Below are 25119 nucleotides of genomic sequence, written 5' to 3' on the forward strand. Positions count from 1 at the left end.
CCACCAGCCCGCCGCCGCGTTCGCGCGCCGAGCCGCTGACGGGTCGACAGACCGCGGCCGCTGTCACCCGGTCGGCCGCGGCCCGCCTCCGGTCCGGCCCTCGGCCCGCAGCGCGTTGCGGCGCAGCAGTTGCGCCCGGGCGGCGTGGTCCAGGCCGCGTCCGCGCTCGGCGAGCCGTTCCGCGAGTGCGGCCTGGTCGGCGACCGGCTTCTTGTCGTCGTACTTGAACTTGGCCCGTACCTCACCGATCGTCAGCCGCAGCCCGCGCAGGCCGGTGAGCAGCGGGCCGAAGGGCTGCTCGCCGGCCGCCACCCGGACCTGCGGGGTCTCGGGCTGGAAGTGCGCGAGCTGCCGGTTGAGGATCGCGGCCTTGGCGGCCGGGTCCTCGACGATCTCGGCGGTGCAGGAGAACTGGACCGAGGCGTAGTAGCTGGTCGGTGTGCCGGGCTCGCCGCGCCAGTGGCCGGGCGCGAAGACGTAGTCGTCGGTGACCGACAGGGTGACCTGCGGGTCGGCCCGGACGGCCGCGAGCAGCGGGTTGGGAGCGGCCAGGTGGAGCAGGATCTCGCCCTGCTCGGCGTCGAGCAGGAAGTGGGTCGGGACCAGCACCGGGCCCCGGCCGGCCGGGCCGTTGGCGGCCAGCAGCCCGAAGTCCCGGCCGGCGGCCAGCCAGGCGCGCCACTCGGCCTCGTCGCCCTTGTCCCAGGAGCGGATCAGCATCCTCGCCCGCCCTGCGGGCCGAAGCCGCGCAGGTGCGCGGGGAGCGGGACGGTGCTGGCCGGGTGCGGTTCGGGGGCGCCGTACACGGTGTGCACGGGGACCACGCCGGACCAGTACGGCAGGTCGACGTCCGGCTCGTCGTCGTCCGCGCCGTCGGCCCGGGTCTTGGCCGAGACCTCGTCCAGGTCGAGCCGGATCACGGCGGTGGCGGCGAGCTCCTTGGCGTTGGCGGGGCGGACCTCGGCGGAGCGGCCCGGCACCGCGTGGTCGACCAGCGCGTCCAGCGCGACGGCGAGCTCCTCGGGGTCGGTCACCTGGTGGGCGGTGCCGTGGGCCACCACCGAGCGGAAGTTGACGGAGTGGTTGAACGCGGACTTGGTCAGCACCAGGGCGTCCACCAGCGTCACGGTGAGGCAGACCGCGAGGCCCTGGTCGGCCCCGGCGGCGCGCAGCGGACGGCTGCCGGTCGAGCCGTGCACGTAGAGGCGGTCGCCGACCCGGGCGTAGATGGTGGGCAGCACCACCGGCCGGCCGTCCGGTGCCACGAAGCCCAGGTGGCAGACCCAGGAGCTGTCCAGCACCTGCTGGATGGCCTGCTTCTCCCAGGTGGCGCGGTCCTTGTAGCGGGTGGGGGTGGTGCGGGGGGTGCGGGCGTAGGCGGTGTCCGACATGACAACCTCTATGTACTAGTGCATACTTGTGTTTGTGCTAGGAGAGTATCGGATCAAGGGTAGGCGTGCCACCGAGATCGCCGCCGACATCGAGCGGGCGGTGGGCGGCGGGGTGCTGGCGCCCGGCGCCCCGCTGCCCGCGCTGCGGGACCTGGCGGTCGAGTTGGGGGTCAATCCCAACACCGTCGCCGCGGCCTACCGGCTGCTGCGCGACCGGGGGGTGATCGAGACCGCCGGGCGCAAGGGCAGCCGGGTCCGGCCCCGGCCCGTCAACGCCCCGCGCGACCAGGCGGGGATCCCCGTCCCGCCGGGCGCCCGCGACCTGTCCAGCGGCAACCCGGATCCGGCCCTGCTGCCCGACCTCGGCCCCGCGCTGGCCGTCGCCGCGGCGGCCGCCGCCCGCCACCCGGTGCTGTACGGGCACCCGATGGCCGACCCGGGGCTGCTGGAGCTGGCCGGCGCCTCCTACCGGGCCGACGGCGTGCCCGAGGGCGCGCTCGCGGTCTGCGCCGGCTCGCTGGACGCGATCGGGCGGGTGCTGGCCGCCCGGCTGCGCCCCGGCGACCTGGTGGCCGTCGAGGACCCGGGCTGGGGCAGCCTGCTGGACCTGCTGCCCGCGCTCGGCCTGCGGGCGGCGCCGGTCGGCCTGGACGACCAGGGGCCGCTGCCCGGCCGGGGGGCCGAGGCGCTGGCGGCCGGCGCCCGCGCGCTGATCGTGACCAGCCGCGCGCAGAACCCGACCGGGGCCGTGGTCACCGCAGCCCGGGCCGCCGAGCTGCGCGCCGTGCTGGCCGCCCACCCGGACGTGCTGCTGATCGAGGACGATCACGGCCACGGCATGGTCCACCAGCCCTTCCGGTCGCTGGCGGCGGCGCCGGGCGGCGGGCGTACGGTCGAGCACTGGGCCCTGGTCCGTTCGGCGGCCAAGGCGCTGTCGCCGGACCTGCGGGTGTCGGTGGTGATCGGCGACCGGGAGACGGTGGACCGGGTGCTCGGCCGGCAGCGGCTGGACACCGGCTGGGTGAGCCTGCTGCTCCAGCGCACCGTGGCCGAGCTGTGGCGCACCGGCGCCGCGCCGCCGGCCGCGGTCGCCGGGGCGTACCGGGCCCGGCGCGAGGGGCTGCGCACGGCGCTCGCCGAGCGCGGGATCGCGGCGTACGGCGAGAGCGGGCTCAACGTCTGGGTGCCGGTCGCGGACGAGGCGGGGGTGACGGCGGCGCTGGCGCAGCGCGGCTGGGTGGCCTCGCCGGGGGCCCGGTACCGGCTGCAGTCCGCGGCCGGGATCCGGCTCACCGTCTCGACCCTGGCGCCCGCCGAGGTGACCGCGCTCGCGGACGATCTCGCGGCGGTGCTGGGCGGTCGCGCCGGGGGATCGCGACTGATCTGAACCGACCGGTAACTCAGCGAAATACCCGTGTCGGATACCTAGCGGTAACAAGCGCGGTCATGTCACATTCATCGCGCCACCGGCCGGCGGCTCACCCTCACCCGTGCCTCGCGACCCCACCTTCGCGAGGCCGTTCGCAGGAGTTTCGCCGTGCCCAAGAGCCGACGCACAACCCCACGCACCCCGCGCACCCTCGCGCTGCTCGCCGCAGCAGCGCTCGTCCTGCCCGTGCTGACCGCACTGGCCGGGCCCGCCGGCGCGGCCGAGACCGCCGCCGGCCCCACCGCCAGCGTGTCGATGGGCGACAGCTACATCTCCGGCGAGGCCGGCCGCTGGCAGGGCAACAGCCTCACCACCAGCGGCAGCCGCAGCGGCACCGACCGCGCCTACACCGGCAGCGGCTACGACCCCGCCAGGGTCTACGGCAGCACGTACGCCAGCGGGTGCGACCGCTCGGACGTGGCCGAGATCCGCAGCGCCGGCACCATCAGCCAGAACCAGGTCAACCTGGCCTGCTCCGGCGCCGTCAGCGAGAACGTCTTCCGGGCGGCCAACGGCGGCCAGTCCTACAAGGGCGAGGCCCCGCAGGCCGACCAACTGGCCGGGGTCGCCCGGCAGTACAACGTCAAGCTGATCACCCTCTCGATCGGCGGCAACGACCTGGGCTTCGCCGACGTGATCTCCAGCTGCGTGCAGGACTACCTGATCTGGTACTCCTACTGCCACGACGACCAGCAGGGCGAGGTCGACGGGAAGATGGACACGGCGATGGCCGGGGTCGGCAAGTCGATCGACGAGATCCGCGCCGTGATGTCGGCGGCCGGCTACGCGGCGGGCAGCTACCGGATCGTGCTGCAGTCGTACCCCTCGCCGATCCCGCGCAGCGCCGAGAACCGGTACCCGGAGAGCGGGTGGACCCGCGCCAACACCGGTGGCTGTCCGTTCTGGAACCAGGACGCCGACTGGGCCCGGGACAGCCTGGTGCCGCAGATCTCCAACCGGCTGGCCGGGGTGGCCGCCGCCAAGGGTGTGCAGTTCCTCGACCTGCGCGACCTGCTCCAGGGCCGTGAGGTCTGCTCCAAGGCGACCAAGCTGGCCTCCTCCTCCAGCGCGCCCTCGGCGACCACCAGCGAGTGGGCCCGCTGGCTGGACATGGGCTCCACCACCCAGGGCACCCTCCAGGAGTCCTTCCACCCGAACTACTACGCCCAGCTCGCCCTCGGCCGCTGCCTGACCCTGGTCAACGCGCAGCCGACCGGCAACTGGTCGTGCCGCAACACCGCGGGCAAGGACACCACGGGCGTCTACCTGGCCGCCCGGAGCTGACCGCCCAGGGCCCGGGCCCGGGCCCGCACACGCACCGGCGCTGCCGCCCCGGACGGGACGGCAGCGCCGGTGCGGAGTTCTCGCCGGTCAGCCCTTGGCCAGCAGCGCCTGGGCGTGCTCGCGCACCTGCTCCTTGGTCAGGTAGGCGTCGGTGTACTCGAAGTCGCGCAGCCGGGCGGGCTGGCGGGCGAGGAAGCCGGTGCGGACGAAGTCGTCGCCGGCGGTCGCGTTCAGCAGCCAGTTGGCACCGACCCGGAACTTGGCGGCGTTGGTCCGCATCGCCATCAGGTGGTAGCCGCGAGCCACCAACTGGGCGGACAGGCCGTGCAGTTCGATACCGACCGGCTTGGAGACCGCGTCCTTGCCGCCGAGGTCCACGACCAGGCCGAGGTCCTTGTGGTAGTACGGCTCCAGCGGCTGGTTGCGCAGCGCGGCCACCAGGTTGTCGGCGCAGGCCTTGCCCTGCCGCGCGGAGTGCTGGGCGGTCGGCGGGCAGACCGCGCCGTCGCCCTTGGCCAGGTCGGGGACGGCCGCCGCGTCGCCGAGCGCGAAGACGCCGTCGAACTGCGGCACCCGCATCTCGGCCGTGACCGCGATCCGGCCCCGTACGGTCTCCGCGTCCAGGGTGCCGATCAGCGGGCTGGCGGCGACGCCGGCGGTCCAGATCAAGGTCCGGCAGGGCAGCACCCGGCCGTCGGTGAACTTGACCGTCTCGGCGCCCACTTCCGCCACCGACACGCCCAGCGACACCTCGATGCCGCGCTCGCGCAGGATCTGCAGCGCCGTGACGCCGAGCTTGTCGCCGAGCTCGGGCATCAGCTTCGGGGCGATGTCGATCAGGTGCCACTTGATCAGGCGCGGGTCCAGCCGCGGGTAGCGGCGGCTGGCCGCGGTGGTCAGGCGCTGGAGGCAGGCGGCGGTCTCGGTGCCGGCGTAGCCGCCGCCGACCACCACGAACTGCAGCCGGGACTCGCGCTCGCGCTCGTCGCGGGTGGCGGAGGCCAGGTCGAGCTGGGCGATCACGTGGTCGCGCACGTAGGTCGCCTCGGCCAGCGTCTTCATGCCGCGGGCGTAGTCGGTCAGGCCGGGGATGTCGAAGGTCCGGGTGACGCTGCCGGGGGCCAGCACCAGGTAGTCGTACTTCTCGGCGGTCACCTCGTCGGTGATCTTGCGGACCACGCAGACCTTGGAGCGCGGATCCACCCCGATCGCCCCGCCCGGGACGATATGGGTGCGGTGCAGCGACCGGCGCAGCGAGACCGCCACCGACTGCGGGGTCAGCACGCCGGCCGCGACGTGCGGGAGCAGCGGCAGGTAGAGCTGGTAGCTGAACGGCGCGACCAGCGAGATCTCGGCCTCGGTGGGCGCGAGCTTGCGTTCCAGGCGGCGTGCGCACTCCAGGCCGGCGAAGCCGCCGCCGACGATCAGGATCCGAGGTCGCTCCATCGTCCATCCCTTGTGTGCCGTTTTGTGCCGAACCAGGACAGTTGTCCGCAACCCTCGCACGGACCCTCTGCCCTTGCCACCGCAGGCGCGCGCGGGAGCCAGGTGACGATCGGTAGGCTGATCGGATGCTCCCCGAGGTGACGGCGGTCCGCTATGCGGCGCCACTGCGTGAAGGCGGCTCGATGCCGGGCCTGGTCGAGGCCGACGACCGGCGGCTCTACGTCCTCAAGTGGGCCGGGGCCGCACAGGGGCGCAAGGCACTGGTCGCCGAGGTGCTGGCCGGGGAGCTGGGCCGGCGGCTCGGCCTGCCGGTGCCGGAACTGGTGCGCCTGGACCTCGACCCGGTGCTCGCCCGGAGCGAGCCGGAGCAGCAGATCCAGGAGCAGATCCGGGCCAGCGGCGGGCTCAACCTGGGGATGGCCTTCGTCAGCGGCGCCCTCAACTTCGACCCGCTCTGCTTCGAGGTGGACCCCGAACTCGCCGGGCGGGTGCTCTGGTTCGACGCGCTGATCGGCAACGTCGACCGCTCCTGGCGCAACCCCAACCTGCTGGTGGCCGCCGGCGGCCTGCGGCTGATCGACCACGGGGCCAGTCTGATCTTCCACCACCACTGGGCGGGCGCCGAGGGCTGGATCCGCAAGCCGTACGACGCCTCGGACCACGCCCTGCGCGCGGCCGGGCCCGACCTCAAGGCCGCCGACGCGGACCTGGCGCCGATGGCGGGGGAGGCGCTGGCCGGGGCGGTGGCCGGCATCCCGGACGAGTGGCTGACCGACGAACCCGGCTTCGAGAGCCCGCAGGCGGTGCGCGCGGCCTACCTCGCCCAGCTCACCGCCCGGCTGGCGGGCCCGCGCGACTGGCTGCCGGAGGTGGCGTCCTGATGGAGGCGTTGACGGGGCCGGCGGCGGCCGGGCAGGGAGAGCCGGAGCAGCCGGTGCGGCACGACTACGAGTACGCGGTGCTGCGCGCCGTGCCGCGGGTCGAGCGCGGCGAATTCGTGAACGTCGGGGTGCTGCTGTACTGCCGGCGCACCGAGTACCTGGGCGCCCGGACCCACCTCGACCAGGGCCGGCTGCTGGCCCTCGACCCGGTCGCCGACGTGGCCGGGGTCCGGCGGGCGCTGCGCGGGGTGGAGGCGGTCAGCGCGGGAGGCCCGCAGGCCGGGCCGGCCGCCGGCGACAGCGCCGGGCGGCGGTTCCGCTGGCTGACCGCGCCCCGCAGCGCGGTGCTCCAGCCCGGGCCGGTGCACACCGGGCTGACCGCCGACCCCGAGGCCGAGCTGCGGCACCTGTTCGACCTGCTGGTGCTGTGACCGCCGGGGCGCGGGAGTGCAGTGCCGCGGGCAATTGCCGGGGTCAAAGCTGGAGCAGCTGAACCGTCTCGGCGTAACCTGGCCGGCATGGGCACCACTGCGACCACCCCGGCACCTACCACCGTCGACCTGATGGAGGCGGTGGCAGCCGTCGGCGCGGCCTACTTCCAGGACTTCGCGCTGGCCGCGGGGCGGCACGGGCTGAACTCCTCCCAGGCCAAGGCACTCAAGGCGGTCCAGGAGCCGGTGCCGATGCGCGCGCTGGCCGGCCGGCTGGGCTGCGACGCCTCCAACGTGACCGGAATCGTGGACCGGCTGGAGGCGCTCGGCCTCGCCCACCGCGAGACCGCGGCCGGCGACCGCCGCGTCAAGATCGTCGCGATCACCCCGGAGGGCCGCACCATCCTGGACCGGATCCGCGACGACATGACCCGGGCCCACGACGCCTTCGCCAGCCTCGACGAGGAGCAGCGGACGGCGCTCGACCAGCTCTGCCGGCAGGTCCTGCCGCTGCTCACCGCGCGCTGAGCCGTACCTCGCGATGAGCGGTTGGACGGTCACCGGCCTGTCCTGGCGCGACGGCACCCCGCGGCTGACGGCGACCGACCGGCAGCGGGAGCACGCCCGGGAGATCACCCCCGGGATGCGGATCGGCTGGACGGTGGCGGGACCGCGCCGGTGCACCGGGGTGCGCGGCAGCGGCCGGCCGCGCGGCTGCCCCTACCGGGAGCTGGTCGCACCCGAGGGCCGCAGCAGCCAGTGCGAGACCTGCCAGCGGGCCGACCCGGGGCTGGCGCTGGCCCGCGACCGGATCCTCGACGACGGCCGCAGCTACCGGCTCTACCTGGCCTGGTTCGGCCCCGGCCTGCTCAAGGTCGGCCTGACCGGGGAGCACCGCGGCACCGCCCGGCTGCTCGACCAGGCCGCCCCGGTCTTCACCTTCGTCGGCCGCGGCCGGCTGCCCGCGGTACGCCGGGCCGAGCTCACGGTGGCCCAGGCCGGGCTGGCCCGCGAGCGGGTCCCCGGGTCGGTCAAGTCCGCCGCCTGGTGGGGCCTGCCCGAGGTCGCCGACCGGCGGCACGAGCTGGCCCGGCTGCGCGCCGAGGTGCTCCGGCTGCTGGCCGACCACGGGATCGAGCTGATCCCGGACGGGCCGCTGGTCGACCGCACGGCGCTGCTCGGCCTGGCCGACGGGCCGCCGCCCGCCTACCGGCGGATCACCGGGCTCGGCCCCGGTGCCACCCTGGCCGGGACGCTGCGCCCGGCCATCGGCAGCCACCTGTTCATCGACCCCGCGGAGGGCGGCCCGCTGCTGCTGGACACCAGGCTGCTGGCCGGCTGGGGCCTGGCCGCCGGGGAGGTCGGCGGGTGCTCGGGCCTGGACCTGCAGGCCTGCGTACGGCCGACCGGCCCGGACACCACCCAGGACGCGCTGTTCTGACTCCGCGCGCCCCGGGTGCCCGGTCCCCGTACGCCGCCGTCGGCCGTCGTGACCTCGACTGTTAGGCTTGCGAAGCGTGAGCGCGAAGCCCCAGATCCCCAATGTCCTGGCCTCCCGGTACGCCTCGGCGACCCTGGCCCAGCTGTGGTCCCCCGAGCACAAGGTGGTCCTCGAGCGCCATCTGTGGCTCGCCGTCCTGAAGGCCCAGCAGGATCTCGGCATCGAGGTCCCGGCCACCGCCGTCGCGGACTACGAGCGGGTCGTCGACCAGGTCGACCTGGAGTCGATCGCCGCCCGTGAGCGGGTCACCCGGCACGACGTGAAGGCCCGGATCGAGGAGTTCAGCGAGCTCGCCGGGCACGAGCAGATCCACAAGGGGATGACCTCCCGGGACCTCACCGAGAACGTCGAGCAGCTGCAGATCCGGCAGTCGCTGGAGCACGTGCGCGACCGCACGGTCGCCGTGCTGGTCCGCCTCGGCCGGCTCTCCGCCGAGCACGCCGAGCTGGTGATGGCCGGCCGTTCGCACAACGTGGCCGCCCAGGCCACCACCCTCGGCAAGCGCTTCGCCACCGTCGCGGACGAGCTGCTGGTCGCCTTCCACCGGCTGGAGGAGCTGATCGCCCGCTACCCGCTGCGCGGGATCAAGGGCCCGGTCGGCACCGCCCAGGACATGCTGGACCTGCTCGGCGGCGACGCCGACAAGCTCGCCGAGCTGGAGCGCCGGGTCGCCGGCCACCTCGGCTTCGCCCAGGTGCTCACCAGCGTCGGCCAGGTCTACCCCCGCTCGCTGGACTTCGAGGTGCTCACCGCCCTCGTCCAGCTCTCCGCCGCGCCGTCCAGCCTGGCCAAGACGGTCCGCCTGATGGCCGGCCACGAGCTGGTCACCGAGGGCTTCAAGGCCGGTCAGGTCGGCTCCTCGGCCATGCCGCACAAGATGAACACCCGCTCCTGCGAGCGCGTCAACGGCCTGGCCGTCATCCTGCGCGGCTACGCCTCGATGACCGCCGAGCTCGGCGGCGACCAGTGGAACGAGGGCGACGTCTCCTGCTCGGTGGTGCGCCGGGTGGCCCTGCCGGACGCCTTCTTCGCCTTCGACGGCCTGCTGGAGACCTTCCTGACGGTGCTGGACGAGTTCGGCGCCTTCCCGGCCGTGATCGAGGCCGAGCTGGACCGCTACCTGCCGTTCCTGGCCACCACCAAGGTGCTGATGGGCGCGGTCCGGGCCGGCGTCGGCCGGGAGACCGCGCACGAGGTCATCAAGGAGCACGCGGTGGCCTCCGCGCTCGCCATGCGCGAGGGCGCCCGGGAGAACGCGCTGCTCGACAAGCTGGCCGCGGACGACCGGATCCCGCTGGACCGGGCCGGGCTGGACGCGCTGCTGGCCGACCGGCTCTCCTTCACCGGGGCGGCCGGTGCCCAGGTGGCGGAGGTGGTGCGGCGGGTGCAGGCGGTCGCCGACAGCTACCCCGAGGCCGCCAAGTACGCGCCGGGCGACATCCTCTGACGGTGACACCCTGCTGATCCGGACGGCCTCGCTCAGCTTCGGGCGGGGCCGTCCGGCGTGCCGGGGGCGGCGGCCGGGCGGCCGGGGCTGCTCGGCGGCGCGGTGGTGCCGCAGTACCAGTCGCAGTCCGGTTCGGCCACCGGCCGGTCGGGCGCGAGCGCGTCGGTGCGCACCAGGGCCAGCGCCAGCAGGCCGCCGGTGACCAGCAGCCCGGCGCAGATCAGCATCGAGGTGTGGAAGGCGGAGTCCACCTCCGCCGGCACCCGGTAGGCCTCGCCGCTCAGCCCCGACAGCGCGGGCAGCGCCGCCACCGCGATCAGCCCGGCGGCGCGGGCGGCCGCGTTGTTCACCCCGCTGGCGATGCCCGCCCGCTGCACGTCCACCGCCGCCAGGACGGTCGCCGTCAGCGGCGCGACCAGCAGCGTCATCCCCACGCCGAGCACCGTCACGGCCGGCAGCACATCCGCCCAGTACGAGGCGCCCGGCCCGATCCGCAGCATCAGCAGCACGCCCACCGCGCAGATCATCGGCCCGAGGAAGAGCGGCAGCCGGGGCCCGATCGTCCTGCTCATCCGGCCCGCCCGGCTGGAGAGCGTCAGCATCAGCAGCGTGGTCGGCACCAGCGCCACCCCGGCGCTCAACGGGCTGAAGCCGGCGACCGTCTGCAACTGCACCGTGAGCAGCAGGAAGATGCCGCTGAACGCCGCGTACACGCACAGCGTCACCAGGTTGACCGAGGTGAACTGGCGGGAGGCGAACAGCTCCAGCGGCAGCATCGGATCGGCGGTCCGCCGCTCCGCGAGCACGAAGACCACCCCGAGCAGCACCCCGGCCACGCCGGCCAGCGCCGAAAGTCCCTTCAGCCCCTCGGTGAGCGCGTACGTCACGCCGCCCAGCGAGAGCGCCGCCAGCACCGCGCCGCGGGCGTCGAACCGGCCCGGATCCTCCGGATCCCGGGTCTCCGGGACGTGCCGGGCGGTGACGGCGACCACCACCGCGGCCAGCGGCACGTTCAGCAGGAAGATCCACCGCCAGCCCGGGCCGTCCACCAGCCAGCCGCCCAGGAACGGCCCGACCGCGGCGGCCACCCCGCCCAGGCCCGACCAGGCGCCCACGGCGGCGGCCCGGTCGTCCGGGTGGAACACCGCCTGGAGCATGGCGAGCGAGCCCGGGGTGAGCAGCGCGCCGCCGACCCCTTGCAGGGCGCGGGCCAGGTTCAGCACCTCGATCGTGGGCGCCGCCGCGCAGATCGCCGAGGCGGCGGCGAACCAGCAGACGCCGATCAGGAAGACCTTCCGCCGCCCGTAGCGGTCGCCGAGCGAGCCGCCGAGCAGGATCAGCGCGGCCAGCGTCAGCAGGTAGGCGTTGACCGTCCACTGCAGGGCCGCCAGCGAGGCGTTCAGATCGGCGCCGATCCGCGGCAGCGCCACATTGACCACCGTGCCGTCGAGCATCGCCATGCCCGAACCGAGCGCGGTGGCCAGGACCACCCAGCGCCCGCGCGCGGTGCCGAGCCGGATGCCGCCGGCTGCGCCCTGAGTGTCCACCTCCCGATCGTCCGCCACCGGCCCGGCGGGCGCACCCCCGCGCTGCCGAACCGGCGGTCGGGCGGTGCGGTCGGCGGGCCTGGGCCCGGGCCGGCCGGATCTCGGCGAGATGGTGCCGGCGGGGTGCCGGAAGTGCCTGACCGGGGTGCGGTGGGCGGCGCCTCGGGCTGCGGGTGGGGCCGGACGGGGCGGCCGGGCGGGTCGGGGACCTCGGGCCGGCCGAGGGGCGGGGCGCCATCCTCACCTTCCGGCCGGGCGACGGCTGGGCGTCGCCCGGGCAGGCCCTGCCCGCGGACCCGGCGGCGGAGCTGGTGCCGTTGCTGGCGCAGTCGCCGGACGGCACCGAGCTGGTGGTCCTCGACCGGCGGACCGGTCGGCGCACGGAGCTCCTGGGGCGGCGCGCTGAACCGGGACGAACCGGTGGACAGGCCCTAGCCTGACCGGCAGGGAGGTGCTGACATGACGTCACCCGCGACCGGGCCGGACTGGGCGGTGCTCGCGCCGCACTGGGACCCGGCGGAGCACGACGAGCAGGCGGACCGGGCGGCCGAGGAGGAGCTGGCCGACCTCGGGCGGACGGCGGGGCGGGTGGCCGGGGGCGGGATCAGGGCGGCCGTGCTCGGGGTCAACGACGGGCTGGTGACCAATCTGTGCATGATCCTCGGGGTGGCCGGGGCCTCGGTGGGCCCCGGCACCGTGCGGCTCTCCGGGCTGGCCGGCCTGGTCGCGGGCGCGCTGTCGATGGCGGCCGGCGAGTGGGTCTCGGTGCGCAGCCAGGTGGAGGTGGCGCGTGGCATGGAGGACGCGCTGCACCGGGCCTGGCGGCGCTCCCCGCCGGTGGTGCTGGCGCACCTGACCGGCAGCCTGCGGGCCCGCGGCCTGGACCGGGAGACGGCGGTGCGGGCGAGCCGGAGCGTGGTGTCGGCGGGGCGCGGCTCGCGGGCCACCAGCCTGCGGATCCTGTACGGGGTCAGCGCCCAGGACGCCGGCTCGCCGGTGGTGGCGGCGGTCAGCTCGCTGCTGCTCTTCGCGCTCGGCGCGCTGGTGCCGCTGCTGCCCTGGTTCTTCACCGAGGGCGCCGCGGCGGTGGCCGCCTCGACCCTGCTGACCGCCCTCGCCTCGCTGGCGGTGGGCGGGGCGCTGGGCTACGGGTCGGGGCGCCACGCCGGGTGGACCGCGCTGCGGCAGCTGCTGATCGTCGCGGTCGCCTCCGCCGTCACCTTCGGCCTCGGCCGGCTGGCCGGCGCGGCCGTGCTGTAGCGCCCGTCGCCGAAGCCGAGCCGGCCGCCCGTGGCCCGGCGTGCGGCCAGGCCGGGCGGCTCAGCGGGGGGCGAGCAGGGCGGCGCGGCGCCACATCCGCTCGACGCTCCGGTCGATGATGCCGAGCTCGGTGAAGAACGCGACGGCCTTGCGGGCCCACTCCACCCGGGTGTCCCGCCAGTACGGGTTGAGGTGCGCCGCGCGCTGCGCCGCCACCGGGTCGAGCCCCGCCCGGGCGTACACCCGGGGGTGGACCAGCTCCGCCACCGCCTGCTGGGCGAGCACCGCGAGCGCCCGCCGGAACAGGGCCCGGCGCGGCGCGCTCATCGCGGCCCAGCGCCGCTCCAGCTCCGGCTTGGCGTAGCCGATGTGCCGGGCCTCCTCGATCACGTGGATCCGGGCCACCGATCGGGCCAGCGGCTGCAGGCTGTCGTCGCGGATCATCTCCCGCTGCATGGCGTCGGTGAACTCCTCGACGAATATCGCCCCGGCGAAGGTCATCGCGGTGTCGTTCGCCAGGAAGTGCAGCTGGCCGAGCCGCTGGGCGCGGCGGCTGGGCCGCGCGGAGGGGTACCCGGTGGCGGTGATGTACCGGGCGAACATGGTGGAGTGCCGGCACTCGTCGGCGACCTCGGTCAGCGCGTACTGGGCGTGCCGGGTGGTCAGGTCGCTCTCGTACACGTGCCGGACCAGGCCCTCCATCAGGACCAGTTCGAACCAGATGCCCGCCGCGGTGGTGCTGGCGAACTGGTCGACGCTCAGCCGGGCCTGCCGGTGCGGGGCGAGGGAGTGCCACATCGGGGTGCCGTGGAGCGAGACCCGGTGCGGCGGGAGGGCGAAGTGGGCCGGGTCGACCGGGGTGTCCCAGTCGATCTCGGTCAGCGGGTCGTAGGAGTGCCGGGCCGAGGCGCGCAGCAGCCGTTCGGCGTTCTGCTCGCGGTCCTGGGGCCGGGGGGAGGTGGCGGTCTCGCGCATCGGGGCTCCCGTGTGGGCGGGGGGCAGGGGCTGGCCGACGGTCCCGCGTACGGCCAGGGGCAGGATCGCAGTTATACACGATGTCAACAAGGGCCCGGGGGTGGATCGCTCGCCGAGCGGCGGCCGGTGACGGCGGGCCAGACTGGCGGTATGGACCCGGTCACCGCACTCGAACGGATCGCCTTCCTGCTGGAACGGGAGCTGGCCTCGCCGTACCGGGTGAAGGCCTTCCGCACCGCGGCCGAGGCCGCCGCCGGCCTGCCGCCGGGGCCGCTGGACGCCGCGCGGGCCGCCCGGCTGCCCGGCATCGGCCCGGTCACCGCCCAGGTGATCGCCGAGGCCGCGGCCGGCCGCACCCCCGACTACCTGGTCGAACTCGAACAGCGGGCCGGCCCGTCGGCCGAGGGCGGCGAGGGACTGCTCGCCGCCCAGCGCGGCGACTGCCATCTGCACTCCGACTGGTCGGACGGCGGCAGCCCGATCGAGCTGATGGCCCGCACCGCCCGCGAGCTGGGCCACGAGTGGGCGGTGCTCACCGACCACTCGCCCCGGCTGAAGGTCGCCCGCGGCCTCAGCCCCGAACGGCTGCGCCGGCAGCTGGCGGTGGTCGCGGAGGTCGGCGCCGGGCTCGCCCCGTTCCGGCTGCTGACCGGCATCGAGTGCGACATCCTCGAGGACGGCGGCCTCGACCAGGAGGAGGGGCTGCTCGCGGAGTTGGACGTGGTGGTCGCCTCGGTCCACTCCAAGCTCCGGATGGACCGCGCGCCGATGACCCGCCGGCTGCTCGCCGCCGTCCGCAATCCGCGGGTGAACGTCCTCGGCCACTGCACCGGCCGGCTGATCGCGGACAAGCCGCGCCCGGAATCCGTCTTCGACGCCGAGGCGGTGTTCGCCGCCTGCGCCGAGTCCGGCACCGCCGTCGAGATCAACTGCCGCCCCGAGCGCCGGGATCCGCCGAGCCGGCTGATCCGGCTGGCCGCCGACGCGGGCTGCCTCTTCTCGATCGACACCGACGCGCACGCACCCGGCCAGCTGGACTGGCAGGCGTACGGCTGCGCCCGGGCCGCCGCGGCGGGGCTGGACGCCGAACGGATCGTCACCACCTGGCCGGTGGAGCGGCTGCTGGCCTGGACCGCGCAGGGCGCGGGACCGGCCGGGAAGGGCTGATCCGCTGATCCGCTGATCCGCGGCAGTCGCCCCGCCGCCGTCCGCCTTCCGTCCAACGGCGGTGTGCGGGCGGTTCGTTCCCGTCCGGAGTGTGATCCTTCACCGATCGCGCAGGCCTTCCCGGGCCGCGCGGCGCGGCGGCATACTCCGGGACCGGAAGTCACGGACAGCAGGGGGAGTGGTTCGACGATGGAATCGGCGACGGTCGGCGCGGCGGCGGCGGGCACCTGGACGCTGGGGGACCGCGAGGTCCGCCGGCTCGGCTTCGGCGCGATGCGGCTGACCGGGAACGGGATGCGGGGGAACTCCGACGGGGCCCCGATCGACCGTGCCCGCGCGGTGGGGCTGCTGCGCAGCGCGGTCGAGCACGGGGTGAACCACATCGACACCGCCGCGTTCTACTTCTCCCCGCTGCGCTCCGCGAACGAGCTGATCAACAGCGCGCTGGCGCCCTACCCCGACGAGCTGGTCATCGTGACCAAGGTCGGGCCGGGGCGGGATCCGTCGGGCGAGTGGCTGACCATGGCGAGGCCCGACCAGCTGCGCGGGCAGGTCGAGGAGAACCTGCGCCAGCTCGGCCGGGACCACCTCGACGTGGTCAACCTGCGCCGGAACCAGATGGATTCGATCGCCGAGCACTTCGGTGCGCTGGCGGAGCTGCGCGAGGCCGGGCTGATCCGCCAGCTGGGCCTTTCCAACGTCGGGCCGGAGCACCTCGCCGAGGCCCGGGCCATCGCGCCGGTGGTCTGCGTGCAGAACCGCTACGGGCTGGAGCACCGCACCGCCGACGCCAACGGCCTGCTGGACGCCTGCCGCGAGCAGGGCATCGCCTTCGTGCCGTTCTTCGCGATCGCCGGCGACCGGCGCGAGGCCGCCGCCGACGGCGGCCACGACGAGCGGGTGATCCAGGTCGCGCGCGCCCACGGCGCGACCCCCACGCAGGTCCGGTTGGCCTGGACGCTGCACCGCGGGCCGCACGTGCTGGCGATTCCGGGCACCTCCGACCCGGGCCACCTGCGGGAGAACATCGCCGCCGGCGGCCTGGAGCTGTCCGCGGCCGACCTCGACCGCCTGGCGGCGCCGCAGCGGTGACCGGCCGGGCGGAGGTGCGCGGGAGGGGGCGCGGACCGGCCGGCGGGTGCGCCGGTCGGGTGCGCCGTGCGCCTCGTTGCCCGACCGGCCGTCAGCGGGCAGTGTGTGTCGCGGTCGACCCCCTGTACGGCAGAGGAAGGGACGGAATCCCAGGCATGGCAGCCAAGATCCTGATCGTGACCGGCGACGCGGCGGAGTCGCTGGAGGTCTTCTACCCCTACCAGCGGCTGCGCGAGGAGGGGTACGAGGTCCACATCGCGGCGCCGAGCCGCAAGCGGCTGCAGTTCGTGGTGCACGACTTCGTGGACGGCTTCGACACCTACACCGAGAAGCCCGGCTACACCTGGGAGGCCGACCTCGCCGTCGCGGAGGTCGACCCGGCCGAGTACGTCGCGCTGGTGCTGCCCGGCGGCCGGGCGCCGGAGTACCTGCGCAACGACCCCGAGGTGCAGCGGGTGGTCCGGCACTTCTTCGAGCTGGACAAGCCGGTCGCGCAGCTCTGCCACGGCCCGCTGATCCCGCTGGTCGGCGGCACCCTGGCGGGCCGGCGGACCGCGGCCTACCCGGCGCTGGAGCCGGACGTGGTGGCCGGCGGCGCGGGCTTCGTGGACGGCGAGGCGGTGGTCGACGGGGTGCTGGTCTCCGGCCGGGCCTGGCCGGACCACCCGGGCTGGATGAAGGCCTTCGTCGAGGTGCTCCGGGAGAAGGCGCCGGTCGACTGAGCCACGGGCGCCGGCCTTGCCTCCGGTGGCGGGGCCGGCGCCCGTGCCGGGCTCGGCGCGCGGCCGGGGCCGCGGCCTGCGGGCGGATGTCTCAGCCGGTCAGCAGGTTCGCCCGCGGCGGGTTGGCGCCGGGCACCGAGCAGGTCAGGGCGGCCACCCGGGTGGCGAACCGGGCGGCCTCGGTGGCCCGGTCGAGGTCCAGGCCGTCCAGCCGCCCGCCGAGCAGGCCCTGCCCGCCGAGGTGGTGGAGCAGGCCGGCGGTGAAGGCGTCGCCCGCGCCCACGGTGTCGACCACCGTGACGGGCTCGGCGGGCAGGGTCACCCGCTCGCCGTCCAGCGAGACGAGCGCGCCGGCCGCGCCCAGGGTGATCACCACCAGCCGGACGCCGGCGGAGTGCCAGCGGTCGCAGGCCTGCTCCGGGGTGGCCCCGGGCAGCAGGTGCCCCAGGTCGTCGTCGCTGAGCCGGAGCAGATCGGCCAGCTCGCACCAGCGGGCCAGCCGCTCCTGGTAGGCGGCCGGTGGCACCAGCAGCGGCCGGACGTTGGGGTCGATCGAGACGGTCGCGCGCTCGGCGCTGCGGGCCAGGAACTCCTCGACCGCCGACCCGCCCGGCGCCCGGACCAGGGCGAGCGAGCCGCTGTGGACGCAGGCCGGCCCGCCCGCCGGTTCGGCCTCCAGCTCGGCGGCGGTCCACTGCCAGTCGGCGGCGCCCTCGGCGTGGAACGAGTAGCCGGCCCGGCCCTGCTCGTCCAGGTCGGCGACGGCCAGCGTGCTGGGCTCGGCCGCCGCCACGCAGCCGTCGAGGCCCACGCCCGACTCCGCGAGGTGGGCGCGGAACAGCCTGCCGAACACATCGCCCGACAGCCGGCCGAGGAACCGGGTGGGGGTGCCCAGCCGGGCCAGCGCCACCGCCGTGTTGGCCGGGCCGCCGCCCGGGTGCACCCGCAGCGCGAGCTCTCCGTGGGTGCCCCGGCGACTGTCGGTGAAGGCGTCGGCCACGCACTCGCCGAGGACGGTGATCGGGGGACGGGACATGGCGGCTCCTCGGGACGCGGCGGCCGGACGGGCTCCGGGCGCCTCACATCATCCACCGCCGCCGGTACGGGGTGCCGGGGCGGGGCATCCGGGGCACTGTGTGGGTATGGCATGCCAACACGAGCGTCACGCCCACCGTGACGTGCTGAACCGATACGACGAGGCCGTGGGGGAGTTCGGCCGGCTGGTCGGCATGGTCCTGCGCCGGCAGTGGGACCTGCCCACCCCGTGCGCCGGCTGGACGGTGCGCGACCTGGTCAACCACCTGACGGTGGAACAGCTCTGGGTGCCCGAGATGCTGGCCGGTGCGACGGTGGCGCAGGTCGGGTCCTTCTTCGACGGCGACGCCCTGGGCGACGACCCGCTCGGGGTGTGGACCGAGGCGGTCGCCGCGGCGGGCGCCGCCTTCCACGCGCCGGGTGCGCTGGACCGCACCGTCCACCTGTCGTACGCGGACCGGGACGCGCTCGGCTACTGCCGGGAGATGGCCGTCGACGCCGTGGTGCACAGCTGGGACCTGGCGCGCGCCCTCGGCGGCGCGGGCCGGATGTCCCCGGCCGCCGCGGCCTTCGCGCTCGGCGAGATCGAGGCGTACGGGGACCTCTCCGCCACCGGGATGTTCGCCCCGGCGGTGCCGACCGGGCCGGACGCCGACCCGCAGACCCGGCTGCTCGGTCTGGCGGGTCGCGATCCGGGCTGGTCGCCCCCGGGCTGAGCCCGGGGTGCGGGGGTGCGGGCTCAGCAGTCCCGGAACTCCGGTGACTGGTTGAGCAGCTGGGCCCGTACGGAGGTGAACTTCCGGTAGGTCTCGTCCTGTTCGGCGCCCGGGTGGAAGACCGCCACCCGGTGGCAGTTCTGGAAGGCGAGCCGGACCCCGAAGTGTCGCTCCAGGCTGCCCCGGATCGCGTCGCTGGCCAGCGCGCGCAGCAGCTGGCCGCGCTCCGGTTCCGAGGGGGCCTTCGTGTTGTCGGCGAACTCGGCCGAGCCGCCGCGCAGTTCGGCGGCGAGGTCGGAGATCAGCCGGTAGGCGTAGGGGAGCGAGGTGCGGACGGTGTCGACGAACGCGCTCTCGTCGACCTCGTCCCGTTCGGCCTGGGCGAGCAGGGTGGGGGAGACGTCGAGGGACATGGCGCCAGCTCCTTCTTAGAAGTGAAAGTCATTTCCAAGTTTGGGATCCTGCTGGCCCGCTGATGCGCTGTCAAGCCGGCGCTGCGCCGTTCGGGTGGTGGGGCGGCCCGTGCTGCGGTCGCGTCGGGCTGTGGCCGTTCCTAGGCTGGAGGCCGAGACCGAGGAGGCGCCGCATGACACAGCAACCGGATCCGGGCGGCGGGGCGGACCAGCGGATCCTGGAGCGGATCGGCGAGATGGTCGCCGCCGAGCGCAACCTGCGGGAGGCCCTTGCCGGCGGCCGGATCGACCCCGAGACCGAGCAGCAGCGGTTGCACGACATCGAGCAGCAGCTCGACCAGTGCTGGGACCTGCTGCGGCAGCGGCGGGCCCGCAAGGACGCGGGCGAGGATCCCAACCTGGCGAGCGTGCGCAGCATCGAGGAGGTCGAGCGGTACGAGTCCTGAGGCGCGGGTCAGGACCCGGTCAGGGTGGCCTCGTCCGTGGCGGCCGCGTCGAGCGCGCTGGTGACGCGCTCCAGCATGGCGCGCAGCTCGGTGAGGTCGGAGACCGCGAGCCCGGTCGCCCGGCTGATCCGGCGGGGCACCTCCAGGGCGCGCTCGCGCAGGGCGGCCCCGGCCTCGGTGAGGCGCACGGTCACCGAGCGCTCGTCCTCGACGCTGCGCTCGCGCCGGACCAGGCCGGCCGTCTCCAGGCGCTTGAGCAGCGGGGAGAGCGTGCCCGAGTCGAGTCGCAGCCGCTCGCCGATCCGCTTCACCGGCTGGTCGCCGTGCTCCCAGAGCACGAGCATCGCCAGGTACTGGGGGTAGGTCAGGTCCAGGTCCTTCAGGGCGACCCGGTAGACGCCGCCGAAGGCGCGTGCGGCGGCGTGCAGCGAGAAGCAGATCTGGTGGTCGAGGCGCAGCAGCTGCTCGTCCGGCAGCTCGGAGAGCGTGGTCATGCATCCAGGGTACCGATCGACGCTTGCGTCATTCAGTTGTGCGCAATTCAGTTGTGTGCTTCACTTGTGTCCATGAGGCGGCCCCGACGTTCGGGAGGGTCGCCGAGGCGAGAAGGGAACGGTTGGATGGACGCGCTGTACACGGCTGTGGCCACTGCGAACGGCCGCGAGGGTCGCACGGTCAGCTCCGACGGTCAGCTGGACCTCGCGCTGGCGATGCCGCCCGCGCTCGGTGGCAACGGCCAGGGCACCAACCCCGAGCAGCTGTTCGCGGCGGGCTACGCGGCCTGCTTCGCCAGCGCGCTGGGCCTGGTCGGCCGGCAGGAGCGGGTCGACACCAGCGAGGTGTCCGTGACGGCCGAGGTCTCCATCGGCAAGGACGACACCGGCTTCGGCCTGGCTGTGACGCTGCGCGTCGAGCTGCCGGAGGCGCTGGCGGGCGAGACCGGCGAGCTGCTGGTCAAGCAGGCCCACCAGGTCTGCCCCTACTCCAAGGCCACCCGCGGCAACATCGAGGTCGAGCTCGTCGTCGAGTAGCCGATCCGCCGTGGGTCACGCCCGAGGGCCCTACCACCGTGGTGGTAGGGCCCTCGGGCGTTGTCGGTCACAGCGGCAGCAGGTCCGGGCGCTTGGCCTCGACGTTGTCGCCGGAGGACTCGCCGCGCAGCCGCCGGCCGACCCAGGGGAGCAGGAAGCTGCGGGCCCACTGGAGGTTCTCCCGGCGCTGCTCGGCCGGGGTCGGCACCGCCGCGGCCGGCCAGGGCGCCTCGGGGTCGCCGGCGCCGGCCAGGCCGAGCGCGCGGGCGGCCAGCAGCGCCACCCGCTGGTGGCCCTCGGGGGACAGGTGCAGCCGGTCGTCGCTCCAGGCCCGGCGGTCGTGCACCGAACGCAGCGACCACAGGTCGGCCACCACGCAGTCGTTGCGGTCGGCGATCGCCCGCAGGTGCACGTTGTAGGTGGCGATCTTGCCGCGCAGGTGGCGCAGCACCGGGACGTCGCGGGTGTCGAAGCCGGTGCAGACCAGGACCGCACCCGCGCTGCGCCTCAGCTCCACCACCGCGCGCTCGAACCGCTCGGCCACCTCGTCCGGGTCGCTGCCCGGGCGCAGGATGTCGTTGCCGCCGGCGCAGAAGGTCACCAGGTCGGGCCGGATCCGGTGGACCTGCGGCACCTGCTCGGCGGCGATCTGGTCGAGCAGCCGGCCGCGGACGGCCAGGTTGGCGTACCGGAAGTCGCCCTCGGGCTGCCGGTCGGCGAGCATCCCCGCCAGCCGGTCGGCCCAGCCCGCGAACTGGCCGTCGGGGCCCGGGTCGTTCAGGCCTTCGGTGAAGGAGTCGCCGAGGGCGACGTACGAGTGCGGGGCAGGGGTCTCCGGAAGATCGGCCATGAAGTGAATAGTTCACCTATTCAAGTGACCTACGCCACCGTAGGTGGGCCGAAGCGGAGGGTGATCTCCGCCACGGTGCCGGGCGCGCCGCCCCGGACGGGCGGCCGGGCCGTAGGGTGTCAGGTCGAGGCGGGCCGACCCGGGCGCTGCCCGCAGGGCCCCGGCCGACCGGCCGCCGAGCAGGAGCCACGCCGATGTCCGAAGCCGTCCGCGACGAGCGGGCCAAGCGCAAGGCCATGCTGATCCGGGCCTCGATCTACATCGCGGGCACCCACCTGTTCGCCGGCTTCGTGATCCTGCTGTTCGCGCTCGGCAACCGGCACTGACCGCCAGGCGCCGATGGCCGCCGCCCCGGTCCGGTTCCTGGCGCCGCTGCTGCTCAACGGCCTGCTGGGCAGCGCCGGCAACACCGGGCTGATGCTCTACAGCATGGGCCTGGACCTGGACGCGATCCTGCCGCGGGCCACCCGCCGGCAGGCCACCTACGTGGTCGCCGGGCTCGGCGCGGTGCTGGTCCTCCTCGGGCACTTCGTGTGGAACGCGCAGTCCGCCGTGGCCTCGTTCGTGCTGGTGCTGACCGCGATCGGCGCGCCCTGGGCGGTGATCACCCTGATCGGCCACCTGCGCTGCCGAGGGGACTACGACCGGCCGTCGCTGCAGGTCTACAACCGGGGCACCCGCGGCGGCGTGTACTGGTACCGCGCGGGCTGGAACATCACCGCCACGGTGGCCTGGGCGGCCGGCGGTGTGGTCGGGCTGTGCGACGTCGACACGCCCGTCCACCGCGGCCTCCTGCTGCCGCTGACCGGCGGGGTCGACATCAGCTTCCTGCTCTCCGGCGCCGTGGCGGGCCTGCTGTACGTGTTGCTCTCCCGCCGGCGGCGCGGACTGGCCGGACCGGCCCCGGCGCGGGCGGAGCGCGTCGTCGAGGTGCCGGCCGCGCCGCGCGCCTGAGCGGGCCCGGGGGCCGGTCAGAGCGGGGTGGCGGCCTTGAGCAGGAGCAGCAGGGCGACCGCCGCGTTCAGCGAGGACATCGCGGAGGCGGCCGTCCCGGCCGCCGCGACCATGGTGGCCAGGCCGGTCCGGCTGTGCACCGGCGGCCACCCGCTGTGGTGCGGGCCGGGCGCGAGCAGGGCGGCCACCCGGCGGGGCACCGGCCCGGGAGCGGCGAAGGCGGGCAGTCCTGCGGTGCGCGGGCCGGCGGCCGGCGGGCCGGAGATCAGCGCCGCCCGGGCGACCGCGCGAGCGGTGAGCCGGCGGTCGCCGACCCGCTGCGCGGCCTCCTCGTCGGCCCACCGCTCGGTGCTGTACGCGACGGCCTGCCGCAGCGGCCGCAGGCAGGGGTTGACGCAGGCCGCGAGCTGGGTGGCCAGCAGGTAGCGGTGGTGGTGGTGGGTCAGGTGGGCCCGTTCGTGCGCCAGCAGGACGCGCTGCTCCTGCGGGGTGAGGCCCGCCAGCATGCCGGTGGAGACCACGACCCGGCCGGGCGCGCCCGGCAGCGCGTAGGCGTACGGGCGCTCGTCCGGCAGGACGGCGACCCCGGGCCCGCCGGGCAGCCCGCGCAGGGCCTCGCGGCTGTGCACCCGGACCCGCAGGTGGCGCCGCAGGGTCCGCGCGCAGGCGGCGACCACCACCAGCAGGGCGACGATCGCGGCGCTGCCGACGGTGCGGTGGAACGGCACGGCCTCGCGGACCTCGGGGTCGGACCAGGTGTCCGGCAGCGGGTTGCCGGCCAGGTGCGCGGTGCCGACCACGAACAGCAGGCACAGGCTGATCGCGCAGCTGGCCGCCATCACGGCGGCGATCGCGGTGAGCAGGCGGGCGGCGGTGCGGGGGTGGAGGTGCTGCTCGGCCAGGCGGGCGACGGGCAGGGCGGTGAGCGGCAGGACGAGCGGGAGGAAGACGAACACGCCCACGGCTCAGGCCTCGGATCCGTCCGTCGCGCTGTCGAGCAGGGCTCGCAGGAGCTCCTCGTCCTCGGGCAGCAGGGCGCTGACGAAGCTGGCCAGCACCGCGTCCCGGTCGGCCTGGGTGTCGAGCACCCGGCGCATCCGCAGGGCGGCCAGGCCGGCCGCGTCGGAGGCGGCCAGCCAGTGGTAGGAGCGTCCGGTCCGGCTGCGGGACACCGCGTTCTTGGCGTGCAGGCGGGAGAGGATGGTCATCACGGTGGTGTAGGCGAGGCCGCCGTCCAACTGCTGCTGCACCCAGCCGGCGGTGACCGGTCCGGCCGCGGTCCGCAGCACGGCGAGCACCTGGGCCTCCAGCTCGCCCTGGCCGCGCCGGCGCACCCGGGGGAAGGCGACGGCCGCGGCCGGTCCCTGGTCTGTGCTGGCGTCGCGCACGGCGGTGGCTCCCTCCGGTCCTGTGGCTCCGGGCTGCCGGGGCGCTTCGTCATCCTACTGAGGGCCTGTGAGGTGCGGCGCCGGGCACCGTCGCGGCACCGTCGCCACGGCGCCGGGACGGGGTGATGGCGGGGCGAGATGTCCGAGATGGACGGTATGCTCCGCAATGGTCTTGGGCCGTGCCCTGGATCCGGTTGCTTCGCACAGCTCGGCTCGGTTGGGTTCGGTGAAGGGGGTAGGCGGATGGTGGGGCGGGGCAGCCGTCGGAAGCTGGTGCTCTGGAGCGTGGCCGGCCTGCTCTCGCTGGTGCTGCTGGCCGGGGTGCTGGTCTACCAGCGGCTGAACGGGAACCTCCGGATCTTCGACAGCGGCGCGCTGAGCAGCGACCGCCCGACCGCGACCGGCCCGGACGCGCAGGGGAGGGTCCCGGTCAACGTGCTGCTGATCGGCTCCGACTCCCGGCACGGTGCCAACCGGGAGCTCGGCGGCGGCGAGGAGGGCGGGGCCCGGTCGGACACCACGATCCTGCTGCACGTGTACGCCGACCACCGGCACGCGGTCGGGGTCTCCGTCCCGCGCGACACGCTGGTGGACATCCCGCCCTGCCGGCTGCCGGACGGCAGCTGGACCAAGCCGCGGACGGGGGCGATGTTCAACAGCGCGTTCGAGGTGGGCGGCGGCGAGCACGGCGATCCGGCGTGCACCCAGAACACCGTGGAGAAGCTGACCGGCCTGCGGATCGACCACACCATCGTGGTCAACTTCGCCGGCTTCGCCTCGATGACCAACGCGGTCGGCGGCGTCGAGGTCTGCCTGCCCAACGCCGTCCACGAGGGCGACCTCAACCCGAACCTCGGGCGGCCCGGGCGGCTGCTCTTCCCGAAGGGCAAGCAGCGGGTCCAGGGCCAGTCGGCGCTGGACTACGTCCGGCTCCGGCACGGCATCGGGGACGGCTCGGACATCGGTCGCACCAAGCGGCAGCAGGCCTTCCTCGGCTCGCTGCTGCGGCAGGTCAAGGGCGCGGGGATGAACCCGGCCACCCTGCTGCCGCTGGCGGACGCCGCCACCGGCGCGCTGGTGGTCGACCCGGGGCTGGGCTCGGCCGGCAAGCTGCTCTCGTTCGCGCTGTCACTGCGCGAGATCGCGCTCGACGACGCCCGGTTCCTCACCGTGCCCTGGCGCTACCAGGGTTCGAGGGTCACGCTGACGCAGCCGGACGCCGGGCAGCTCTGGGCGGCGCTGCGGGCCGACCGCCCGCTGGACGGGCCGGGCGGCGGCCTCGGCCCGTCGCCGAGCGGCTCGGCGGCACCCCGGGGCATCGTGGTCGAGGTCCGCGACGCCACCGGCGGCGGGCCCGGGGTGGGCGCGGGCGGCGCCGCGACGCCGCTGACGAGGGCGGTCGAGGCGCTGGCGGCGGAGGGTTTCACCGCTTCCGCACCCGTGGCCGACGGTCCGCCGCAGGCCGCCCGGGCGGCCACCGTGGTCAGGTACGGCCCGGGGGAGGAGGGGGCGGCCGGGGCGGTGGCCGGTCTCTTCCCGGGGGCGGGGCTGGAGGCCGCCGGGGCGCCGGGCGTGGTGCTGGTGCTGGGCCGCGACTCGGCGACCACCGCCCCGCGGCGGCCGGGTGCGCCGTCGGCCGGGGCCGGGAGCTTCAACGCCATCAGGTCGGCGGCCGACGACCCGTGCACCGACCTCTCGTACGGCTGACCGCCG

At 75.2% G+C, this 25119-nt stretch carries 28 protein-coding genes; 17 read left to right on the forward strand and 11 right to left on the reverse strand.

The features are described 5' to 3' along the window. Nucleotides 1–63 precede the first annotated feature (63 nt). The gene (locus AB0K43_RS25085; protein WP_363643416.1) at nucleotides 64–720 is read right to left on the reverse strand and encodes an FMN-binding negative transcriptional regulator; all 657 of its coding nucleotides are present in this window, start codon (nucleotides 718–720) and stop codon (nucleotides 64–66) included. Beyond that, a complete protein-coding gene (locus AB0K43_RS25090) occupies nucleotides 714–1391 on the reverse strand; it encodes a pyridoxamine 5'-phosphate oxidase family protein (RefSeq protein WP_363643418.1) in 678 nt (225 codons plus the stop codon). Before AB0K43_RS25090 ends, AB0K43_RS25085 begins: the two co-directional genes overlap by 7 nt. Before the next feature lie 34 nt (nucleotides 1392–1425). On the opposite strand from AB0K43_RS25090, the gene AB0K43_RS25095 reads away from it, so the two are divergent. Together AB0K43_RS25095 and AB0K43_RS25100 are read left to right on the forward strand one after the other, a co-directional pair. Beyond that, nucleotides 1426–2778 (forward strand): aminotransferase class I/II-fold pyridoxal phosphate-dependent enzyme, encoded by a 1353-nt coding sequence (locus AB0K43_RS25095; RefSeq protein WP_363643420.1) that lies wholly within the window; start codon nucleotides 1426–1428, stop codon nucleotides 2776–2778. Between the two features lie 150 nt (nucleotides 2779–2928). Continuing rightward, a complete protein-coding gene (locus AB0K43_RS25100) occupies nucleotides 2929–4104 on the forward strand; it encodes a GDSL-type esterase/lipase family protein (protein WP_363643422.1) in 1176 nt (391 codons plus the stop codon). 87 nt (nucleotides 4105–4191) lie between these two features. Here the strand turns inward: AB0K43_RS25100 and AB0K43_RS25105 are convergent, their stop codons facing one another. Beyond that, entirely contained in the window at nucleotides 4192–5550 is a 1359-nt protein-coding gene (locus AB0K43_RS25105; RefSeq protein WP_363643424.1) for an NAD(P)/FAD-dependent oxidoreductase, read from the reverse strand. A gap of 125 nt (nucleotides 5551–5675) precedes the next feature. On the opposite strand from AB0K43_RS25105, the gene AB0K43_RS25110 reads away from it, so the two are divergent. The 5 genes from AB0K43_RS25110 to purB all read left to right on the forward strand — a co-directional run bounded on the left by AB0K43_RS25110 (nucleotide 5676) and on the right by purB (nucleotide 9810). After that, nucleotides 5676–6431 carry a HipA family kinase gene (locus tag AB0K43_RS25110; RefSeq protein ID WP_363643426.1) on the forward strand — a complete coding sequence of 252 codons (756 nt, stop codon included), beginning with the start codon at nucleotides 5676–5678 and terminating at the stop codon, nucleotides 6429–6431. Continuing rightward, entirely contained in the window at nucleotides 6431–6862 is a 432-nt protein-coding gene (locus AB0K43_RS25115; protein ID WP_363643428.1) for a DUF3037 domain-containing protein, read from the forward strand. Before AB0K43_RS25110 ends, AB0K43_RS25115 begins: the two co-directional genes overlap by 1 nt. Nucleotides 6863–6949: 87 nt before the next feature. Beyond that, on the forward strand, nucleotides 6950–7390 hold the full coding sequence (locus AB0K43_RS25120) for a MarR family transcriptional regulator (RefSeq protein ID WP_363643430.1): 441 nt from the start codon (nucleotides 6950–6952) through the stop codon (nucleotides 7388–7390). 13 nt (nucleotides 7391–7403) lie between these two features. Then, nucleotides 7404–8303, forward strand: a complete 900-nt coding sequence (locus AB0K43_RS25125; RefSeq protein WP_363643432.1) for a hypothetical protein — start codon at nucleotides 7404–7406, stop codon at nucleotides 8301–8303. A 76-nt stretch (nucleotides 8304–8379) separates the two neighbouring features. Then, entirely contained in the window at nucleotides 8380–9810 is a 1431-nt protein-coding gene (gene purB / locus AB0K43_RS25130) for an adenylosuccinate lyase (protein ID WP_363643434.1), read from the forward strand. A 32-nt stretch (nucleotides 9811–9842) separates the two neighbouring features. Here purB and AB0K43_RS25135 read toward each other — a convergent pair whose 3' ends face one another. Beyond that, nucleotides 9843–11357, reverse strand: a complete 1515-nt coding sequence (locus AB0K43_RS25135) for an MFS transporter (RefSeq protein ID WP_363643436.1) — start codon at nucleotides 11355–11357, stop codon at nucleotides 9843–9845. A 459-nt stretch (nucleotides 11358–11816) separates the two neighbouring features. Between AB0K43_RS25135 and AB0K43_RS25140 the strand changes: the two genes are divergently transcribed. Continuing rightward, nucleotides 11817–12617, forward strand: coding sequence for a VIT1/CCC1 transporter family protein (locus AB0K43_RS25140; protein WP_363643438.1), 801 nt, complete (start codon nucleotides 11817–11819; stop codon nucleotides 12615–12617). A gap of 60 nt (nucleotides 12618–12677) precedes the next feature. On the opposite strand, the gene AB0K43_RS25145 is transcribed toward AB0K43_RS25140, so the two are convergent. After that, nucleotides 12678–13592: a diiron oxygenase gene (locus AB0K43_RS25145; protein WP_363643440.1), complete on the reverse strand. Its 915-nt coding sequence runs from the start codon at nucleotides 13590–13592 to the stop codon at nucleotides 12678–12680. A 150-nt stretch (nucleotides 13593–13742) separates the two neighbouring features. Between AB0K43_RS25145 and AB0K43_RS25150 the strand changes: the two genes are divergently transcribed. The 3 genes from AB0K43_RS25150 (at nucleotide 13743) to AB0K43_RS25160 (ending at nucleotide 16573) form a co-directional block, all read left to right on the forward strand. Next, nucleotides 13743–14759 carry a PHP domain-containing protein gene (locus AB0K43_RS25150; RefSeq protein WP_363643442.1) on the forward strand — a complete coding sequence of 339 codons (1017 nt, stop codon included), beginning with the start codon at nucleotides 13743–13745 and terminating at the stop codon, nucleotides 14757–14759. A gap of 189 nt (nucleotides 14760–14948) precedes the next feature. Beyond that, on the forward strand, nucleotides 14949–15851 hold the full coding sequence (locus tag AB0K43_RS25155; RefSeq protein WP_363643444.1) for an oxidoreductase: 903 nt from the start codon (nucleotides 14949–14951) through the stop codon (nucleotides 15849–15851). 155 nt (nucleotides 15852–16006) lie between these two features. After that, nucleotides 16007–16573, forward strand: coding sequence for a DJ-1/PfpI family protein (locus tag AB0K43_RS25160; protein ID WP_363643446.1), 567 nt, complete (start codon nucleotides 16007–16009; stop codon nucleotides 16571–16573). A gap of 91 nt (nucleotides 16574–16664) precedes the next feature. On the opposite strand, the gene AB0K43_RS25165 is transcribed toward AB0K43_RS25160, so the two are convergent. Next, nucleotides 16665–17609, reverse strand: coding sequence for a carbohydrate kinase (locus AB0K43_RS25165; protein ID WP_363643448.1), 945 nt, complete (start codon nucleotides 17607–17609; stop codon nucleotides 16665–16667). A 106-nt stretch (nucleotides 17610–17715) separates the two neighbouring features. Here AB0K43_RS25165 and AB0K43_RS25170 point away from each other — a divergent pair, with 106 nt between their 5' ends. Further along, nucleotides 17716–18324 (forward strand): TIGR03086 family metal-binding protein, encoded by a 609-nt coding sequence (locus AB0K43_RS25170; protein ID WP_363643450.1) that lies wholly within the window; start codon nucleotides 17716–17718, stop codon nucleotides 18322–18324. Between the two features lie 23 nt (nucleotides 18325–18347). Here AB0K43_RS25170 and AB0K43_RS25175 read toward each other — a convergent pair whose 3' ends face one another. Beyond that, nucleotides 18348–18737: an SCO5389 family protein gene (locus AB0K43_RS25175; RefSeq protein WP_363643452.1), complete on the reverse strand. Its 390-nt coding sequence runs from the start codon at nucleotides 18735–18737 to the stop codon at nucleotides 18348–18350. Nucleotides 18738–18910: 173 nt separating this feature from the next. Between AB0K43_RS25175 and AB0K43_RS25180 the strand changes: the two genes are divergently transcribed. Beyond that, complete coding sequence (locus AB0K43_RS25180; protein ID WP_363643454.1) at nucleotides 18911–19183, forward strand: DUF2630 family protein; 273 nt, start codon at nucleotides 18911–18913, stop codon at nucleotides 19181–19183. A gap of 8 nt (nucleotides 19184–19191) precedes the next feature. Here AB0K43_RS25180 and AB0K43_RS25185 read toward each other — a convergent pair whose 3' ends face one another. Then, nucleotides 19192–19677: a MarR family transcriptional regulator gene (locus AB0K43_RS25185; RefSeq protein ID WP_363643456.1), complete on the reverse strand. Its 486-nt coding sequence runs from the start codon at nucleotides 19675–19677 to the stop codon at nucleotides 19192–19194. A gap of 126 nt (nucleotides 19678–19803) precedes the next feature. Here AB0K43_RS25185 and AB0K43_RS25190 point away from each other — a divergent pair, with 126 nt between their 5' ends. Beyond that, nucleotides 19804–20214, forward strand: a complete 411-nt coding sequence (locus AB0K43_RS25190) for an organic hydroperoxide resistance protein (protein ID WP_363643458.1) — start codon at nucleotides 19804–19806, stop codon at nucleotides 20212–20214. Between the two features lie 67 nt (nucleotides 20215–20281). Here the strand turns inward: AB0K43_RS25190 and AB0K43_RS25195 are convergent, their stop codons facing one another. After that, a complete protein-coding gene (locus AB0K43_RS25195; protein ID WP_363643460.1) occupies nucleotides 20282–21064 on the reverse strand; it encodes an SGNH/GDSL hydrolase family protein in 783 nt (260 codons plus the stop codon). Between the two features lie 194 nt (nucleotides 21065–21258). Between AB0K43_RS25195 and AB0K43_RS25200 the strand changes: the two genes are divergently transcribed. Continuing rightward, nucleotides 21259–21390 (forward strand): DUF6126 family protein, encoded by a 132-nt coding sequence (locus AB0K43_RS25200; RefSeq protein WP_363643462.1) that lies wholly within the window; start codon nucleotides 21259–21261, stop codon nucleotides 21388–21390. Nucleotides 21391–21403: 13 nt separating this feature from the next. Continuing rightward, nucleotides 21404–22018 (forward strand): cytosine permease, encoded by a 615-nt coding sequence (locus AB0K43_RS25205; protein WP_363643464.1) that lies wholly within the window; start codon nucleotides 21404–21406, stop codon nucleotides 22016–22018. A 17-nt stretch (nucleotides 22019–22035) separates the two neighbouring features. Here the strand turns inward: AB0K43_RS25205 and AB0K43_RS25210 are convergent, their stop codons facing one another. Both AB0K43_RS25210 and AB0K43_RS25215 read right to left on the reverse strand, forming a co-directional pair. Then, nucleotides 22036–22980, reverse strand: a complete 945-nt coding sequence (locus tag AB0K43_RS25210) for a M56 family metallopeptidase (RefSeq protein ID WP_363643466.1) — start codon at nucleotides 22978–22980, stop codon at nucleotides 22036–22038. Nucleotides 22981–22983: 3 nt separating this feature from the next. After that, complete coding sequence (locus AB0K43_RS25215) at nucleotides 22984–23406, reverse strand: BlaI/MecI/CopY family transcriptional regulator (protein ID WP_363643468.1); 423 nt, start codon at nucleotides 23404–23406, stop codon at nucleotides 22984–22986. Between the two features lie 243 nt (nucleotides 23407–23649). Between AB0K43_RS25215 and AB0K43_RS25220 the strand changes: the two genes are divergently transcribed. Next, on the forward strand, nucleotides 23650–25113 hold the full coding sequence (locus AB0K43_RS25220) for an LCP family protein (RefSeq protein WP_363643470.1): 1464 nt from the start codon (nucleotides 23650–23652) through the stop codon (nucleotides 25111–25113). The last annotated feature ends 6 nt before the right edge of the window (nucleotides 25114–25119 follow it).

The organism is Kitasatospora sp. NPDC049258 (genome assembly GCF_040678895.1).
Classification (GTDB): Bacteria; Actinomycetota; Actinomycetes; order Streptomycetales; family Streptomycetaceae; genus Kitasatospora.